The 14935-nt window shown below is 72.7% G+C and carries 16 protein-coding genes; 2 read left to right on the top strand and 14 right to left on the bottom strand.

Annotated elements, in window-relative coordinates:
• Positions 1-7 precede the first annotated feature (7 nt).
• The 3 genes from ACIRS4_RS00845 to ACIRS4_RS00855 all read right to left on the bottom strand — a co-directional run bounded on the left by ACIRS4_RS00845 (position 8) and on the right by ACIRS4_RS00855 (position 2789).
• Positions 8-982 (bottom strand): teichoic acid biosynthesis protein C, encoded by a 975-nt coding sequence (locus ACIRS4_RS00845; protein ID WP_404188012.1) that lies wholly within the window; start codon positions 980-982, stop codon positions 8-10.
• A gap of 242 nt (positions 983-1224) precedes the next feature.
• Positions 1225-2373, bottom strand: a complete 1149-nt coding sequence (locus ACIRS4_RS00850) for an RNA polymerase sigma factor (protein WP_404189724.1) — start codon at positions 2371-2373, stop codon at positions 1225-1227.
• Between the two features lie 8 nt (positions 2374-2381).
• Complete coding sequence (locus ACIRS4_RS00855) at positions 2382-2789, bottom strand: YciI family protein (protein ID WP_404188014.1); 408 nt, start codon at positions 2787-2789, stop codon at positions 2382-2384.
• A gap of 269 nt (positions 2790-3058) precedes the next feature.
• On the opposite strand from ACIRS4_RS00855, the gene ACIRS4_RS00860 reads away from it, so the two are divergent.
• The gene (locus ACIRS4_RS00860; RefSeq protein ID WP_404188017.1) at positions 3059-3496 is read left to right on the top strand and encodes a glutaredoxin domain-containing protein; all 438 of its coding nucleotides are present in this window, start codon (positions 3059-3061) and stop codon (positions 3494-3496) included.
• Here the strand turns inward: ACIRS4_RS00860 and ACIRS4_RS00865 are convergent, their stop codons facing one another.
• The 5 genes from ACIRS4_RS00865 to ACIRS4_RS00885 form a co-directional block, all read right to left on the bottom strand.
• On the bottom strand, positions 3497-3874 hold the full coding sequence (locus ACIRS4_RS00865; protein WP_404188019.1) for a GntR family transcriptional regulator: 378 nt from the start codon (positions 3872-3874) through the stop codon (positions 3497-3499).
• Between the two features lie 6 nt (positions 3875-3880).
• Positions 3881-4825: a DUF1648 domain-containing protein gene (locus ACIRS4_RS00870; protein ID WP_404188022.1), complete on the bottom strand. Its 945-nt coding sequence runs from the start codon at positions 4823-4825 to the stop codon at positions 3881-3883.
• Between the two features lie 78 nt (positions 4826-4903).
• Positions 4904-5896, bottom strand: a complete 993-nt coding sequence (locus tag ACIRS4_RS00875; RefSeq protein WP_404188025.1) for an Acg family FMN-binding oxidoreductase — start codon at positions 5894-5896, stop codon at positions 4904-4906.
• Positions 5897-6095: 199 nt separating this feature from the next.
• Positions 6096-7109 (bottom strand): 2-hydroxyacid dehydrogenase, encoded by a 1014-nt coding sequence (locus ACIRS4_RS00880; RefSeq protein ID WP_404189727.1) that lies wholly within the window; start codon positions 7107-7109, stop codon positions 6096-6098.
• Between the two features lie 128 nt (positions 7110-7237).
• Positions 7238-8134: a YhjD/YihY/BrkB family envelope integrity protein gene (locus tag ACIRS4_RS00885; protein WP_404188027.1), complete on the bottom strand. Its 897-nt coding sequence runs from the start codon at positions 8132-8134 to the stop codon at positions 7238-7240.
• 165 nt (positions 8135-8299) lie between these two features.
• Between ACIRS4_RS00885 and ACIRS4_RS00890 the strand changes: the two genes are divergently transcribed.
• A complete protein-coding gene (locus tag ACIRS4_RS00890) occupies positions 8300-8983 on the top strand; it encodes a GAP family protein (RefSeq protein WP_404188029.1) in 684 nt (227 codons plus the stop codon).
• Positions 8984-8993: 10 nt separating this feature from the next.
• On the opposite strand, the gene ACIRS4_RS00895 is transcribed toward ACIRS4_RS00890, so the two are convergent.
• The 6 genes from ACIRS4_RS00895 to ACIRS4_RS00920 all read right to left on the bottom strand — a co-directional run bounded on the left by ACIRS4_RS00895 (position 8994) and on the right by ACIRS4_RS00920 (position 14773).
• Positions 8994-9815, bottom strand: coding sequence for a methyltransferase (locus ACIRS4_RS00895; RefSeq protein ID WP_404188031.1), 822 nt, complete (start codon positions 9813-9815; stop codon positions 8994-8996).
• Positions 9816-9915: 100 nt separating this feature from the next.
• Positions 9916-11223, bottom strand: coding sequence for a cation:proton antiporter (locus ACIRS4_RS00900; protein WP_404188034.1), 1308 nt, complete (start codon positions 11221-11223; stop codon positions 9916-9918).
• A 122-nt stretch (positions 11224-11345) separates the two neighbouring features.
• The gene (locus tag ACIRS4_RS00905; protein ID WP_404188037.1) at positions 11346-11684 is read right to left on the bottom strand and encodes a hypothetical protein; all 339 of its coding nucleotides are present in this window, start codon (positions 11682-11684) and stop codon (positions 11346-11348) included.
• 100 nt (positions 11685-11784) lie between these two features.
• A complete protein-coding gene (locus ACIRS4_RS00910; RefSeq protein WP_404188039.1) occupies positions 11785-12123 on the bottom strand; it encodes a VOC family protein in 339 nt (112 codons plus the stop codon).
• A 54-nt stretch (positions 12124-12177) separates the two neighbouring features.
• Entirely contained in the window at positions 12178-13674 is a 1497-nt protein-coding gene (locus ACIRS4_RS00915; protein WP_404188042.1) for a flavin-containing monooxygenase, read from the bottom strand.
• A gap of 43 nt (positions 13675-13717) precedes the next feature.
• Positions 13718-14773, bottom strand: a complete 1056-nt coding sequence (locus ACIRS4_RS00920) for a patatin-like phospholipase family protein (protein WP_404188045.1) — start codon at positions 14771-14773, stop codon at positions 13718-13720.
• Positions 14774-14935 lie beyond the last annotated feature (162 nt).

Raw genomic sequence — 14935 nt, forward strand, 5'->3', positions numbered from 1 at the left:
CTGATCGTCAGACCAGGTCGTTCTTGTAGAAGATGCTGGAGCGCCGGTCGCCCTCCTCGCCGGTGGCGAAGCCGAGGAAGAGACGCGACTCGCCGCCGTCGGTGCGGTAGATGGCGAGCCCCTCGGGCTCACGGTAGGTCAGCGTGGAGCCCGCCTTGGTGAGGGTCGGGCCCTGGGCTATGGCACCGGTGTTGACGTTGATGCTCGTCAGGTAGGTGTTGCCCGGCTCCTCGTTGGTCTTGGAGTAGGCGGTGCCGGTGAGGAAGTACATGTACGAGCCGTAGAGGGTGTAGCCCTGCGGCGTACCGGAGATCGCCGGCGGGGTGAAGTTGACCAGCGGGTTGCTGAAGTCGCCCTGGTCGGTGTCGGAGACGTTGTAGACGGCGATGTGCTTGCCGCCGTCCTTGTGGTACCGGACGATCATGCGGTTGTAGACGGGGTCGATGGAGCAGGTGTACTCGGTGGCGCCCGAGATCGGCTGGAACCTGCCGAAGCTGGTGGAGGAGGCGTCCAGCGTGGTGCCCGCGGTGTACTTGACGTAGGCGAGCTTGGTGCCGTAGCCGTTGCCGTTGGCTTCCGTCTCGATCCACAGGTAGCTGGAGGAGCCCGAGGGCCGGACGCCGAACGCGACACCGTGGCCGAAGCCGTTGAGGTGCATGTACGAGACGTAGTTGCCGTCGAAGTCGAGCTGGCTGATGCACAGGTCGCCGTCCGATTCCGCGCTGCCCGACCGCTTGGCGGCCACGAACAGGCGCTTGTTGACGGAGTCGAAGGCGAAGCTCTGCTGGACCCGTACGCTGTGCAGCTGCTTGCTGCGGAACAGGTCGTAGGACGGCTGCGACAGGTCGAACCGGGCGCTCCCCGGGACCGCCGCGGAGGCGCTCTGGGCGCCGTACCCCAGTCCGACCGCGGCGAGAGAGGCACCGGCGCCGGTGCGCAGAAGTCCGCGACGGGACAGGGGCGAACGGAAGGCTTCGGTCATGGCGCAACTCCTGAGTACTGCGACGAGCGATGAGATCAACATCAACGACCGTACGCAGCGCGGCGGGTGCGATCGTGCGATGGTCCGGGGACCTCACCCGCTTCTCCCCCATCCCTCCACAGGGCGGGCACCTGGGGGACACATCGCTTCAGCGTGACTGTGTGCGGACGTTGTTGACGGGGCGTCGGTGGAGAGGCTTGCGGCAGGCGGTCGGGCGGCGCCGTCCGAGCGGAGCAGCGCTTTCACTGTCGCGGGTGCGACGAGTTCAGGCGGGCTGCCTGGCGGGTCAGATGGTCGCGTTCGGCGAGGTCGTGGGCCTTTCGGGCGGCTTCGGCGTACAGCCGTGCCGCGGTCTTCGGGTCGCCGTCGCGCTCGTGGAGATAGGCGGCGACCGCGGTGTGGCGGGGCAGTCCCGCGTCCAGCTCCGCGAGTGCCGCGAGTCCGGCCCGCGGGCCGTCCGCCTCGCCGACGGCGACCGCGCGGTTGAGGCGGGCCACGGGGCTGTCGGTGAGGCGGATGAGCTCGTCGTACCACTCGACGATCTGCACCCAGTCGGTCTCCCCGGCGGTGGGCGCGTCGGCGTGGAGGGCGGCGACCGCCGCCTGGGCCTGGTACTCCCCCAGCCGGTCGCGGGCGAGGGCTTTCTGCAGCACGGTGACGCCTTCGGCGATCGCCTCGGTGTCCCATCGGCCTCGGTCCTGCTCGGCGAGCGGCACCAGGCTGCCGTCGGGCGCGGTGCGGGCGGCGCGCCGGGCGTGGTGGAGCAGCATCAGCGCGAGCAGGCCCGCCACCTCGGGGTGGTCGATCGCGGCCGCGAGCTGCCGGGTGAGCCGGATGGCCTCGGCGGCCAGGTCGACGTCGCCGGAGTAGCCCTCGTTGAACACCAGGTACAGGACCCGCAGGACGGTGGCGACGTCGCCGGGGCGGTCGAAGCGCACGGTGGAGACGGTGCGCTTGGCCCGGCTGATCCGCTGGGCCATGGTCGCCTCGGGCACGAGGTAGGCCCGGGCGATCTGGCGGGTGGTGAGTCCGCCGACGGCGCGCAGGGTGAGGGCGACGGCGGAGGACGGCGTGAGCGACGGGTGGGCGCACAGGAAGTACAGCTGGAGCGTGTCGTCCGCCGCCGGCGCTGGGCCGGGCGCCGGCTCCTCGTCGACGAGATCCTCGCGCCGGCGGCGGGCGGTGTCGGCGCGGGCGGCGTCGAGGAACTTGCGCCAGGCGACGGTGACCAGCCAGCCCTTCGCGTCGCGCGGCGGGTCCGCGGGCCACCCGCGGACCGCTTCGACCAGCGCTTCCTGTACGGCGTCCTCGGCCGCCGCGAAGTCGGCTCCGCGGCGGACGAGGACGGCGAGGACGCTCGGGGTGAGGCTGCGGAGCAGGGCCTCGTCCATCGACCAGGTCACTCGGTGATGGTGGGCGGGGCGGCCAGGAACGGGCGCACCTCGAGCCACTCGTGGATGGGCTTGCCGCCCGCACCGGGGGCGGCGGACAGTTCGCCGGCCAGCTCGACGGCGCGCTCGTGGCTGTCGACGTCGATCACCATCCAGCCGGCGATGAGGTCCTTGGTCTCGGCGAACGGCCCGTCGGTGACCGGCGGGCGTCCCTCGCCGTCGTAGCGGACCCATGTCCCCTCGGGGGCGAGCGCCTGCCCGTCCACGAACTCCCCGGTGCGCTCCAGCCGGGCGGCGAAGTCGTTCATGTACTGCACGTGGTCCGAGATCTCCTGGGGGCTCCACTTGTCCATGGGGATGTCGTTCACCGCCGCCGGGGCGCCGCGGTAGTGCTTGAGCAGCAGGTACTTGGCCATGGTGCTTCTCCTCGGTGCTGATGCGACCCATTGTGGTCGCGTTCACGGCGGGGACGGAGCGGAGCGGGGATTCTCGACACGGGCGGCGGAACTTTTTTCAAAATTCCTCGGATCGGGAGCGGCCGCGACCGGCGGGGCCCGCCGTTCCAGGCGTTTTCGGTGTCCGGGTGCTGCGCCGAGCTGAGCGGACACGACCGTCGGGTCGGGCCGGGATGTGACGGTGGGGAGGGCACCGGGTCGGAGGAGCCGCTGTGGGTAGGCTGCTCGGCATGGTGCGTGGGTGGGGTTGGGCCGTCGTGTTGGCGGTGTGCGGGGTGTTCCTCGCCTCCTGGGTCGGTCTGCGGGGTGGCCCCGGGGTGGGCCTCGCGGTGCTGGTGGTGTTCCTGGGGGTCGCCGGGGTGCATTCTCCGCTGGTGTTTCCTCGGTCGGTCGGGGCTTTGGAGGCGCAACGCCGCAGTGCTCTCGACGGGCGGCCGGTCGTCTACTGGCGGCCGGGGTGCGCGTACTGTCTGCGGCTGCGCTTGCGGTTGGGGCGTGGGGCGCGCCGGCTGCACTGGGTCGACATCTGGCGTGACCGGGACGGTGCGGCGGTGGTGCGGGCGATCAACGACGGGAACGAGACGGTCCCCACCGTCGTCGTGGACGGGCGGCCGCACACCAATCCGGATCCTGAGTGGGTGCGCAAGGTGGTCCGGTCCGGCGGGTGATCAGGGCGGAGGGGGTGGGCCGGCTGCCAGGCTGTTGTCGACCAGGGTCAGGAACTCCTGGTCCGTCAGGCCCAGTTCGCGTGCCTGAGTGATCACGGCGTGCACCGCCTCGGTGAGCCGGGCCTGGTCCGCGACGCCGGGGGTCGCGGCGATCACCGCTCCCCTGCCGCGGCGCAGTTCGATCAGGCCCTCGTCGCGCAGTCGTCGGTAGCCGCGCAGCACCGTGTGCACGTTGACGCCCAGCGATTCGGCGACCTCGCGGGCGGGGGGCAGCCGCTCGCCGGGGGTTGCGGCGCCGCGCGCGATCGCCCCGCGGACACAGGCGGCGATCTGCTCGCCCAGGGGGACGGGAGAGCCCGGAAGCACGCGGAAGAGCACGCCTGTTCACGCTCCTGCCGTGCGCCGGTCCACCAGGCCGTTGAGCAGCGCGGCCGCGGTGGCGGAGTCGTCGACGGTGATCACATAGTCACGTCCCGCCGCCGTGCGGACCGAGAGCGCCTCGCCCGAACGCAGCACCACGCCACGCCGGTCGGGGCGTATCCGGTAGCCCCAGCCGCCGAAGTCGCCCATGGCGTCGACCTGGACGCCGGCGGCGCTCACCACGTCGGCGAGCGGCAGGGCGAGTCGGGGCCTGGGCAGGACCGTCGAGGCGACCGTGAGCCCGCGTCGGTCGACGGTGACCCGGACGCCGGCGAACGGTGCGCAGACCAGGCCGAGGACGAGCGCCGGCAGTCCCGCCCGCCACGAGCCGAGGGCCATGGCCGGCAGTGCGCCGACGACGACCGCGCCGGCCGTGAGCAGCAGGGCTCGGGAGGTGACGGTGCGGCTCCAGGCCACGGCCTCGCCTTCGGCCAACGTCATCGAGGGGCCCGGCGGTGTGGGCTCGGAACGTCCTCCGGGACCTGCCAGTCGCCAGGCGAGCGCGCCGGCGGCCACGCCGGCGAGCAGCAGGACGGCGATGTGCCAGAGCGGCAGGCTCACTTCGGCCGAGTCCCGGGCGTCCCTGTTGGCCAGGACGGTGAGCACCAGCGGGTAGCCGAGCGTGACGGCCGTGCCGGCGCCGGAGGCCACGGCCAGCCTCGCTCCCGGGTCCTTCCTGGAGAGGGCGGCCAGGACCGTGAACAGCAGACCGAGTCCGGTGAGCGCGCCGACGCCGGACCACAGCGCGGCGGTCCGGCTCATGAAGTCGTCCGCCCTGCCGTCCGCCGCGAAGTGGGTGGCGATACGCGGGGGCAGCCGGTCGTGGCTGATCAGGAAGGTGACCGTGTAGGCCGCGACGGCGACGGCGAACGGTACCGCTGTGAGGACACTTCTGCGAATGACCGGCATCCGACTCCCCCAGGTCCATTGTTCGTATTGAGCTAGAACAATAGGACCTTACTGCCGGAGTCATTCGTTCCGCTCTCTTCAGGTGAACTCCAGGACGTCCCGGACGGGCCGGCGGGGTGTGGCCGGGCCCCGAGGGCCGTATCCGAGACGCAGGACCATCTGCACCTGACCGGCGCCCGAGAGCGGGTCGCGGGTCAGCAGGCGCAGGTCTGGGGTCTCCAGGGCGTGCGAGGTCAGCGAGGTGGCCAGGTCCGCCCGGGTGGCCGTCAGCAGGACGCGCTCCAGGGCCTGGCCGGCTCGCAGCCAGTCCGCGGGTGCGTCGCCGGGGGTGCTCAGCAGGGCGAGGTGCGGGGTGTGCTCGAACGTGGTGGCGCCACGGTCGGCGACCCGGCGGTGGGCGGAGAAGTCGCGTACGGGGGCCTTGCCGTCCCACTTGCGGGGGCCGAAGGCGTACTCGGGGACCCCGTCGACAGCGGCGTCCGCGTCCGTGCCGAGCCGGGTCCAGCGGACCAGGTCCTCCTCGGCGTCCGGGTCCAGGGCGTCGCGGCTCTCCGCGTCGCGGACCAGGCCGAGGACGGTCTCGGAGTGCCACGGGCCGGGGAACACCAACGTGGCGCCCTCGCTCACGGCGGCCTCCCGAAGGGCGGTGCGTACCTCGTCGGGGATGTCCCTGTCGGCGAAGGGGTGACGGCTGGTGTGCCGCTCCCGGATCGCCGGGTACAGCGGCGCCAGTTCCTCGTCCCGTGTGTCCTCGGGCGCGTCGGCGAGGTGGACGGCGGCCAGGAGCCGTGGGTCTCGGGGATCGGGCAGAAGAGTCGTCCCGGGGATGAGGTGCGCGTCCGCGGCGGCGACGCGCAGGTTGAACAGGGCGGCCCCGCAGCCGATGTGCAGCGCCCGGTCGCCGGGGTCCGAGCGGGTCATGGCCCGCTCGGGGTCGCCGCGCAGCAGCAGTACCCGCTCACCGGCGAGGTAGCGAAAGCGCCACGGCTGTGCGTTGTGCATGGAGGGGGCGGTGGTGGCGGCCGCCACCAGGGTGCTGATCGTCTTCTCGTCGAGTGGTCTCTCGGCCATGGCGTCCTCCTTCTGTGGTGACGCGGAGGGGAAGGGCGGCGGCCAGGAGGTGTTCGCCGTCGGCGCCCTGTGGTCGGGGACGGGCGCCGACGGTCCCGGGCCGGGTTGCCGGTGGGCCGGTGAGGAAACCCCCTTCTCTCTGCGGCAGCTCCACGGCGGCTGCGCGGCGTGTGCTCGGGGACCGTCCGCCGGGCAGGCCTCAGCCGAAGGGCGGCCGGGTGAGTGTGTTGTCGCTGGGCCGGTCCGTCAGGTAGGCCCTGACGTTGTCCGCGGTCGTCTCCGCGATCTGGAACACAGCGTCGCGGGTGAAGTAGGCCTGGTGGGACGTGATCAGGACGTTGTTGAAGGTCATCAGCCTCGCCAGCCGCTCGTCGGTCATCACCTCCAGGGACTTGTCGAGGAAGAACACCCCCGCCTCCTCCTCGTACACGTCCAGGCCCACGCCGCTCAGTCGTCCCGCGCGCAGCGTCTCCAGCAGCGCGTCGGTGTCCACCAGACCCCCGCGGCTCGAGTTGACGAGGATCGCGTCGTCCTTCATGAGGTCGAGGGCCTTGGCGTCGATCAGGTGGTGCGTGTCCGGCAGCAGCGGCACGTGCAGGCTGACCAGGTCCGCCTCGGCGAACAGACGCTCCCGCTCGACGTACCGCATGCCGAGGGCCGCGCAGTCGGGGTTCTCGGCGACGTCCCAGCCCAGCAGCCGCATGCCGAAGCCGTGGGCGATCCGGGCGAACGCGGTGCCGATCTTCCCGGTGCCCACCACGCCGACGGTCCTGCCGTGCAGATCGCGGCCCATCAAGCCGTCGAGCCGGAAGTCGAACTCCCGGGTGCGGTGGGCGGCCCGCACGATGCGCCGGTCCACGGCGAGGGCGAGCGCCCAGGCGAACTCGGCGACGGAGTAAGGCGAGTACGACGACACCCGGGCCACCGTCAGCCCGAGTGCGCGGGCCGCGGTCAGGTCGATGTTGTTGTGGCCGGTGGCCCTCTGGGCGATCATCCGGGTGCCGCCCTCGGCGAGCGAGCGCAGCACCTCGGCGTCCAGGGTGCAGTTGACGCTGCTGAGCACGACCTCGTGGCCGGCGGCGGTCGGGACGGTGTCCCGGTTGAGGAACAGCTTCAGGCAGCGCAGCTCGTGGCGGTCGGCGAGGTCGCCGTCGAACGCCTGCCGCAGCAGCGGCTCCTCGTCCGTGAGGACTCCGTACGCGGCGATCTCCACGTGCTCCCCTTTCTCGGACTTTCCCTCGGACCGGACGATCACCTCTCCACGGTAGGACGACGGCCCGGTGCGGGGCAGGGCCGTCCGGCCCTGGACGGGGGGACCTGTGGGGGCGGCTTCGGCCGCGGTCATGCCCGGGGAGCGAGGCGGTGCGCCAGGAAGGGTTCGCGGCTGAGGACGGCGCCCGTGGTGACGCCGACGGCGATGGCGACGCACACCACGATCAGCCAGGAGAGCAGGACGAACACCGAGCCGGCGGAACCGTAGTCGGCGAGAGCCCGGTTGAGCGCCCGGGGCATGTAGATCCCCGCGGCCAGCGACAGCGCGGTGACCGACACCGCCGTGAGCACCGCGCCCGGCAGGAGAGGGGCCCAGGAGACGACCGAGCCCATCAGAAGGTGCTGCGTCCACCACCACAGCGCCGTCTGCGTCAGAAGAACGAGGGGGACGCCCAGCCACATTCCGAGGCCGAAGCCGTCCCGCAGCGGTCCCTGGACCAGCAGGAAGCCGACCCAGAGAACGATCCAGGCGAGCCAGCGCCAGGGAGCGACGCGCGCCTCGGACCGGGGGATCGCCCACGCCCGTCTGCACAGCCGCTGCATCGCACGGCTCACGGCGGTCGCCGAGATCAGCACCATCAGTCCCCCGATGATGCCGGTGGCCTGCTGGAGTTCGTCGTCCGGGGGCCGGAAGGCGTGCTCCAGCTGCGCCTTCGCCTCACCGGTCAGGCCGAAGGCGTCGCTCACCGACGCCACGAGCTGCTCCTGCAGCGCCGTCGGGGCGTACGCGCCGAGGACGAAGAGCAGCGGCACGGCGGTGAGGAAACACTGGGCGGCGAGGCGGGTGGCGGAATCGAAGATGTTCACCGCCGCCATCCGGTCCACCAGGCGCGTGATCACCGGCAGCCGGATCTCGAGGCGCCTGTGGACGGCCTCGGCCCGGGCTGCCAGCTCCGCGGTCCGCAGCCGCCACCAGGACGGGCGCAGCACGCGGGGCGCTCGGCGGCGCGTGCCGGAAGTCTCCATCGGCTCGCTCCTTCCTGTGACCAGGGTGCGGGAAGCGGCCCTGGTCGGCACCCGGCGGCTCGCCCGTCGGGGCACGGCGGCACGGCGGCACGGCGGCACGGCGGAGATGCGTTGATCGATCTCCGTGCATAGGCTCGACGCGTCGCTGCACGACGGGATCCCGCCATGGTCTTGGACCTGCTGCTCATCGCCTTGGCCATCACCCTCGACCCGCTTCCCCTGATGGCCTTCGTGCTGGTCGTGGCGTCGCCACGGGGTGTGTGGAGGGGGTTCGCCTTCGTCCTGGGGTGGCTGGCGTGCTTCGTCGTGGTGATCACCGCGGTGCTGTCGCTGACCGGTGGCCGGCCGCCTCCGCCGAGATCGCCGCCGTCCACGGCGGCCCTGGCGGCGAAGCTCGCGATCGGCGTCGGGCTGGTGGTGTACGGGGCGTACCGGCACCGCCGTGACGCTGCCCGGCACGGCTCACCCGCCCGGTCGGATCCGTCGCGCTCGGGACGGGCCCGCTCCCCCGGCGACGCGCGTCAGGAGCGCGGCTCGATCGCCACGGCGGCCGGGCTGGCGGTGCTTCTCCAGCCGTGGGGGCTGGTGGCGGCGGGCTCGGTGACCGTCGTGGAGGCGGACACCTCCCACTCCTCGACCTGGCTGGTGCTCGTCACCTTCTGCGTGCTGGCCACGGCCAGTCTGCTCGCCGCCCAGTTCTACGTGGTGTGCGCGCCGGCCTCCGCGCAGCGCCGGCTCCTCGCCCTGCGCGCCTGGATGGAGCGCCGCGAGGAGCGGGCCGTCGTCCTGGGCAGCCTCGTGCTCGGCCTGTGGCTGATCGGGAAAAGCGTCTACGAGCTGACCGGGTGACGTGTCCCGATCAGCGCCGCCGTCCCCATGCCATCGCCATGCCCGGTCCCAGTTCGGCGAGTTCCGGTGCGGCCAGATAGGCCAGCGCCTCGTCGAGGGCGTCGGCGGTGTCCTGGCCGGCCCCCTCCAGTTCGGGTCGCATCCGGCTCCAGGTCTCCGACCAGAAACGGGCCGCGGGGCCGCCCGTGACCAGGGGCGGGCAGTACAGCTCCGCGCCGACGTCGCGCAGTCCCTCCTCCCTGAGGAAGTGCGGGTACGCTGGCACGGAGGTGATGTCGGTGCCGATCGTCTCCTTCAGCACCCGCCACATGGCGTCCATGGTGCGCCGGTAGGCGGAGGAGCCGTCCAGGATGTCGGGCACGTCCACCGCGTCGCCGAGCACCAGCCGGCCGCCCGGGTTCAGCCAGCCGGCGAGACGCGAGATCAGCCGGCGCCGTCCGGGCAGGTGCATCAGGACGAACCGGGCGTGGATCAGGTCGAAGCCGCCCGGACGCAGACTCTCGTCCGTGAGGTCGGCGGCGACCGCGCGCAGCCGGGGGCCTTCGAGGTGGGACAGGGCGCTGGTGTCCCTGTCCAGGGCGACCACCTCCTCTACGCCCGCCTCCTCCACCAGCCAGCGCGCCACCGTTCCCGTCCCGGCGCCGACCTCCAGGCAGCGCAGGCCCGGGCCCGCGCCCAGGGCCCGCAGGCGGCGGACGGTGACGGGGTCGTAGACCAGCGCGGCCGTGTCGATCCGCTCGGCCTCGCCGGGGTGCTCCGGCTCGAACAGGTCCTCTCCGTATCGGCCGCCTGTGCCGGCCCGAGCCTCGTCCTGCGGTCGCGGAGCCGTCATGGCGACCTCCTTCGCGTACGGACGGGCGGCCCTGGTCACCGGCCCCGCCGTCGGGATGCTCCCTCCTCAACTGTGCCGCCCGACGGGGAGCCGCGCCGCTTCACCTCGCCCCGGAACCTGCCCGGGAGAGGTCGTCGGCCGCCGAATCCGGTCGCGGGTCCGGGTTCGCGTCGGGCTCCGGGGGCGGTGGGGCGTCGTCCCCCGACCGCTGCCGCTCGCGCTCCCGGTCCCCCGGCGGCATCGCCGACACGGCCTGGAGCGCGCGGGCCAGCAGGTGCGCGCGGGCGGCGGCGATGGGACTGAGGACGGCGAGCAGAAGGACGTAGCTGGCGATGAACGGAGCCAGCCGGTCGTCGAGTCCCGCGCCGGCGGCCATGGAGGCCAGGATCAGCGCGAACTCGCCGCGGCCCAGGAGGGTGGTGGCGATGTTGGCGGTGGGCTGGGCGCCGTAGCCGTACAGGCGGGCCGCGAAGAGTCCCGCGCCGACGTTCATGGCGATGGTCAGGGCCACCGCGGCGGTCACGGGCCCGGCGACGGTGACGAGGTCGGCGGGGTTGATGGCGAGACCGAACGCGAAGAAGAAGATCGCGGCGAAGGCGTCCCGCAGGGGATGCACCAGTTCGCGGATCCGTGGCCCGGAGGGGGTTCCGGCGAGGATGAGGCCGACCATGAAGGCGCCGATGGCGTCGACCACACCGAGGACCTCGGAGACCCCGGCGACGAGGATGGCCGCGCCGAGGAAGCTGATGACCAGCAGTTCGTTGTCGCGTACGGCGATCAGACGCCCGATCAGACGGGTGCCGTAGCGTGCGGCGACGGCCAGCGCCATCAGGAACGCGAACGCCTTGGCCGCCTGGAGGACCGTCTCCGTGATGCCGTGGGCGCCGCTGATGACGGGCTGGAGGGCGGCGAGGTACAGGGCGAGGAAGATGTCCTCCACGACGGTGACGCCCAGGATGAGCCGGGTCTCGGGGCGGCTGAGCCGGCCGAGGTCGACGAGGATCTTGGTGACGATCGCGGAGGAGGAGATGCCGAGGACGCCGGAGAGGACCAGGGTCTCGCGTGCTCCCCAGCCCAGGGCGAACCCGAAACCCAGGCCCGCGCCGACGTTCAGCAGCAGGTAGACGCCGCCGACGGCCGACAGACGCCGTCCGCCGCGCCGGAGGTCGTCGAGGTGGAACTCCAGACCCAGGTAGAACAGCAGCAGCACCAGCCCGAGCGCGGAGAGCATCTCGAAGTCGTGCGGGTCCTCGACGAGGACCAGGCCGGGGGTGTGGGGGCCGAGCAGGATGCCGGCGAGCATGAACAGGGGGATGGTCGGCAGGCCGATCCGGCTGCCGAGGCGGGCGAGGACGGCGGCGGCCAGGAAGGCGCCGCCCATGGCGAGCAGGGTGTCAGCATGTCCCACGGGTCACCGCCTTCCACAGCGGGGCGGGCATGACGTGCGGTGGTGAGCGGAAGTGGATGCGTCCTCCTGCGGGTCGGGGATCTTGGTCATGTGCCTTGTGGGCTCAGTGGGCTGAGTGCCCGTCAGCGGTGGTGACGGTCGTCGCCGGGCCGGGCCGGCGCCGGTAACGGCACAGTGTGGCGGTCCGGGACGCGGGGCGACGGCGCGGTGAGGAGATGTGTCGCCATGCCGGCCGTGACCAGTCCCGTGGCGAGGAGCAGGCCCTGCGGCAACGCAACGCCTGCGACCAGCGTCACCGCGGCGAAGGCCAGCAGGGCCCAGGCCGGGCCGCGCCGTCGCGATCGCCGCAGCGGGCGCGGTGGACGGGTGTGTTCCGTGTCGAGCCCGCGCGGCAACGGGGGGCCGCCGGGCGGACTCGGTGGTTCGAGCTCGTGCGGGGAGTGGGCGCCGGGGTGGGACATGCCTCCTCCTTCCGGGGACCGGTGGCGGGGGTGACTCCACCCTCGCACGCGACGGTGCGGCGCGGCATCGGGCACGATACCCATGTTCGGGCTGCCGGCGTCAGCCCGCGACGCAGAACTCGTTGCCCTCCGGGTCCTGGAGGACGGTCCAGGTCAGGGGGCCCACGGAGTGCTCGCCGACCTCCGTGGCGCCCAGCGCTGTCAGGCGCTCCACCTCGGCCCGCCGGTCCTCGGTGTGGAAGTCGACGTGGAGCCGGTTCTTGCCCGCTCTGGGCTCGGGCACCTTCTGGAAGCCGAGGGCGAGCGGCTCCGCGCCGACGATGACGAACTCCCCGCCGAAGTCCTGGGCGATCTTCGCGTCCAGGGCTTCGGCCCACCAGGCGGCCAGCGCACGGGGGTCGGCACAGTCGACAGTGATCATTTTGGGTTCCAGGGTCATACGGCACACCTTAGAGAACGGCGCACGCTGAAATAGCGAGCCGGGCGACGGTGGTCAGGAGGTGGTCGTGTAGGCCTCCGCGTCGAACCGGTCGAGGCGCCGGCGCATACGCCCGGTCGACCAGGGCCAGCTGAAGCTGTTCACGCCGTGCGCGTCAAGGTAGTAACTGGAGCAGCCGCCCGCGTTGTAGACGGTGGAGGGCAGTGCCTCCTGGACCTCGGCGCGGAAGGCGGCCTGGACTTCGGGGCGTACGTCCATGCTCGTCCAGCCCGCCGACCGGAAACGGCGCACCGCCGCTGCCACATAGGCGAGTTGGGCTTCGAGCACCATGAACGCCGAGGAGTGCCCGGTGCCCAGGTGCGGGCCGAGGAGGACGAACGCGTTGGGGAATCCGCTGACGGCGGTGCCCAGATAGGCGTCGGGGCTGCCCTTCCAGTGGTCGTCGAGGCTGGCGCCGTCGGCGTCGAACACGCGGGTGGCGATGGGCATGTCGAGGATGTGGAAGCCGGTGCCGAGGATGACGGTGTCGACCTCGGCGGTGCTGCCGTCCGCGCCGACGACCCGGTTGCCTCGGACGCTGTCGACCGCGGTGGGGTGCACGGTGACGTTGGGCCGGGTCAGCGCCGGATAGTACGAGTTGGACAGCAGCAGGCGCTTGCAGCCCAGGGTGTGGTCGGGGGTCAACGCCCGCCGCAGTGCGGGGTCCTTGACCGTCGCCCGCAGATGCAGGCTGCCGATCCTCTGCACCGCGCGCAGGAGGGAGGGGTGGCGGAATCCGACGCCCAGAGTTTCCAGCGCCGCGTACTCGGCGTTGCGCAGGGCGCGTTGGGCCGCGGGGAAACGTCGCATGAGCCGGCGCTCGACGCGCGGGACGTGGTGGTCGGGCTTGGGCAGCACCCATTGGGCTGTGCGCTGGAACAGGTGCAGTCGGCTCACCCGGGGCTGGATCTCCGGGACGAACTGCACGGCTGACGCCCCGCTGCCCACGACCGCCACCCGCGCGCCGTCGAGGGGGTGGTCGTGGCGCCAGCGGGAGGAGTGGAACACGGGGCCGGGGAAGTCGGCGAGGCCCGGGATGTCGGGGGTGAGCGGCTCGTGCCAGGGGCCCGCGGCGGAGATGAGGAAGCGGGCGGTGTACCGGCCCCGGCCGGTGTCGACGTGCCAACGGGCTTCGTCCGGCCGCCACTGCGCCCGGGTGACCTCGGCGCCGAAGTGGATGAGGGGCGTGATCCCGTACCGGGACGCGGTGTCGGTGAGGTAGGCGCGGATCTCGGCCTGGCCGGCGAAGGCGCGCGTCCATTCGGGGTTGGGCGCGAAGGAGTAGGAGTACAGGGCGGACGGCACGTCGCAGGCACAGCCCGGGTAGGTGTTGTCCCGCCAGGTGCCGCCGAGTCGGTCCGCCTTCTCCAGGAGCACGAGGTCGCGTACGCCCGCCCGGCGCAGTGCCACGGCGGCTCCGATGCCGCTGATGCCGCTGCCTATGATCAGCGCCTCCACGTCGAGGGGTTCGGGGGGCGGACGGGTGTCCTGGGCGTCGTCGGGTCGAGGCATGTCGAGGGCTCCTGTGGCGGGGCGACGGGGAAGGTGGCGTAACTCAGGCGCGTGGTACGGGTGTTGCCGTAAGGGCGTCGCGGACCGCCGCTCGCGTCGTGCGCAGCGCTGTCTCCAGCACCGCGGGGCGGCGCCGGGCGTCCATGAAGTTGCCGCCCATGATGTCCAGGTCGGCGGCGGTGGGTTCGAGGCGGATCACGCGGGTGCCGGCGGCTCGCAGTGCGGCGCATTCGGCGTTCAGCACGCCGGTCATGACGCGGCGCAGCACGGCCTCCGCCCGGCCGAGTCCGGTGCGGCGGCCCGGAGCGGCCGAACTCATCGGCGCGACGATGTACACCTCGTCGAGTCCGCGGTCGGCCAGCAGGTCCGCGGAGGTGGGTGAGCTGATGCCGCCGTCGGCGTAGAGGCGGCCGTCGACGCGCACCGGGGGGAACCAGCCGGGGATGGCCCAGGAGGCGCGGAGCGCGTCGCGCAGGGCGGCCTTCGGGGCGTCGGGGTGACCGAAGAGAGTGCGGCGGCCGGTGTCGAGGTCGGTCGCCGCCAGCCAGGTCGCGGGGTGGCTCACCCATGCGCCGTCGGGGGCGAGGCGGTCGGCGAGGGCGGCCAGCCGGGCCGCGTCGCCGCGCCCTCGGGGCAGCAGGCCGGACAGGCCGGTCAGGGCGGGCACGGCGCCGGCGAGGGCGTGTACGGCGAGCCGGGGCGCTCCGAGCATGAGTGCGGGCCGTGGTGGTGTCCGGCGGGGCGGGTGGGCGAAGTGCCGTGCCAGTTCGGGCCAGGCCGAGGCGGTGACTGGTGCCGCGGCAGGCGACGTCTGCCCGTGAAGGAGCGGCGTCCGGTGAATGCCGGTGCGTGCCGGGCGTCGCGACGGGGCAGTCGTTGCCTGCCGGGGCGCCAGCTGCGCGGCGAGGAGTTCGTCGACGCCGACGCCTGCGCCCAGCAGGGCCGCGAGTTCCGCGCCGGCCGAGGTGCCCACCAGGACGTCGGCGTCGCGGGGGTCCCATGCGGTGGCCTGCCGCAGCGAGTGCAGAGCGGCGACGGTCCAGGCGGTGCCGAGGGTGCCGCCGCAGCCCAGTACCAGGCCTCGGGAGGGTGGGGTCACTGGCCGCTCCGCTCTTCGGTTCTTCGGTCGGGATGCCGATGGCGCACCGGTGCGACACCTGCCGGCACCGGGAAGACACCGGTGGGATACCGGCGAGATCCGGATACTAGCGGTATTCGAAAGGGGGCGACAGAGCGCGCGGAGATAGAATCCGTGAGCCAG

The sequence above is a fragment of the Streptomyces sp. NPDC101166 genome (assembly GCF_044768125.1).
GTDB lineage: Bacteria > Actinomycetota > Actinomycetes > Streptomycetales > Streptomycetaceae > Streptomyces.

Coding starts and splice junctions, on each gene's coding strand:
- ACIRS4_RS00855 (WP_404188014.1), bottom strand. CDS start 2,789: ATGGCCAAGTACCTGCTGCTCAAGCACTACCGCGGCGCCCCGGCGGCG.
- ACIRS4_RS00915 (WP_404188042.1), bottom strand. CDS start 13,674: ATGCCTCGACCCGACGACGCCCAGGACACCCGTCCGCCCCCCGAACCC.
- ACIRS4_RS00860 (WP_404188017.1), top strand. CDS start 3,059: ATGGTGCGTGGGTGGGGTTGGGCCGTCGTGTTGGCGGTGTGCGGGGTG.
- ACIRS4_RS00890 (WP_404188029.1), top strand. CDS start 8,300: ATGGTCTTGGACCTGCTGCTCATCGCCTTGGCCATCACCCTCGACCCG.
- ACIRS4_RS00910 (WP_404188039.1), bottom strand. CDS start 12,123: ATGACCCTGGAACCCAAAATGATCACTGTCGACTGTGCCGACCCCCGT.
- ACIRS4_RS00850 (WP_404189724.1), bottom strand. CDS start 2,373: ATGGACGAGGCCCTGCTCCGCAGCCTCACCCCGAGCGTCCTCGCCGTC.
- ACIRS4_RS00870 (WP_404188022.1), bottom strand. CDS start 4,825: ATGCCGGTCATTCGCAGAAGTGTCCTCACAGCGGTACCGTTCGCCGTC.
- ACIRS4_RS00875 (WP_404188025.1), bottom strand. CDS start 5,896: ATGGCCGAGAGACCACTCGACGAGAAGACGATCAGCACCCTGGTGGCG.
- ACIRS4_RS00905 (WP_404188037.1), bottom strand. CDS start 11,684: ATGTCCCACCCCGGCGCCCACTCCCCGCACGAGCTCGAACCACCGAGT.
- ACIRS4_RS00885 (WP_404188027.1), bottom strand. CDS start 8,134: ATGGAGACTTCCGGCACGCGCCGCCGAGCGCCCCGCGTGCTGCGCCCG.
- ACIRS4_RS00895 (WP_404188031.1), bottom strand. CDS start 9,815: ATGACGGCTCCGCGACCGCAGGACGAGGCTCGGGCCGGCACAGGCGGC.
- ACIRS4_RS00845 (WP_404188012.1), bottom strand. CDS start 982: ATGACCGAAGCCTTCCGTTCGCCCCTGTCCCGTCGCGGACTTCTGCGC.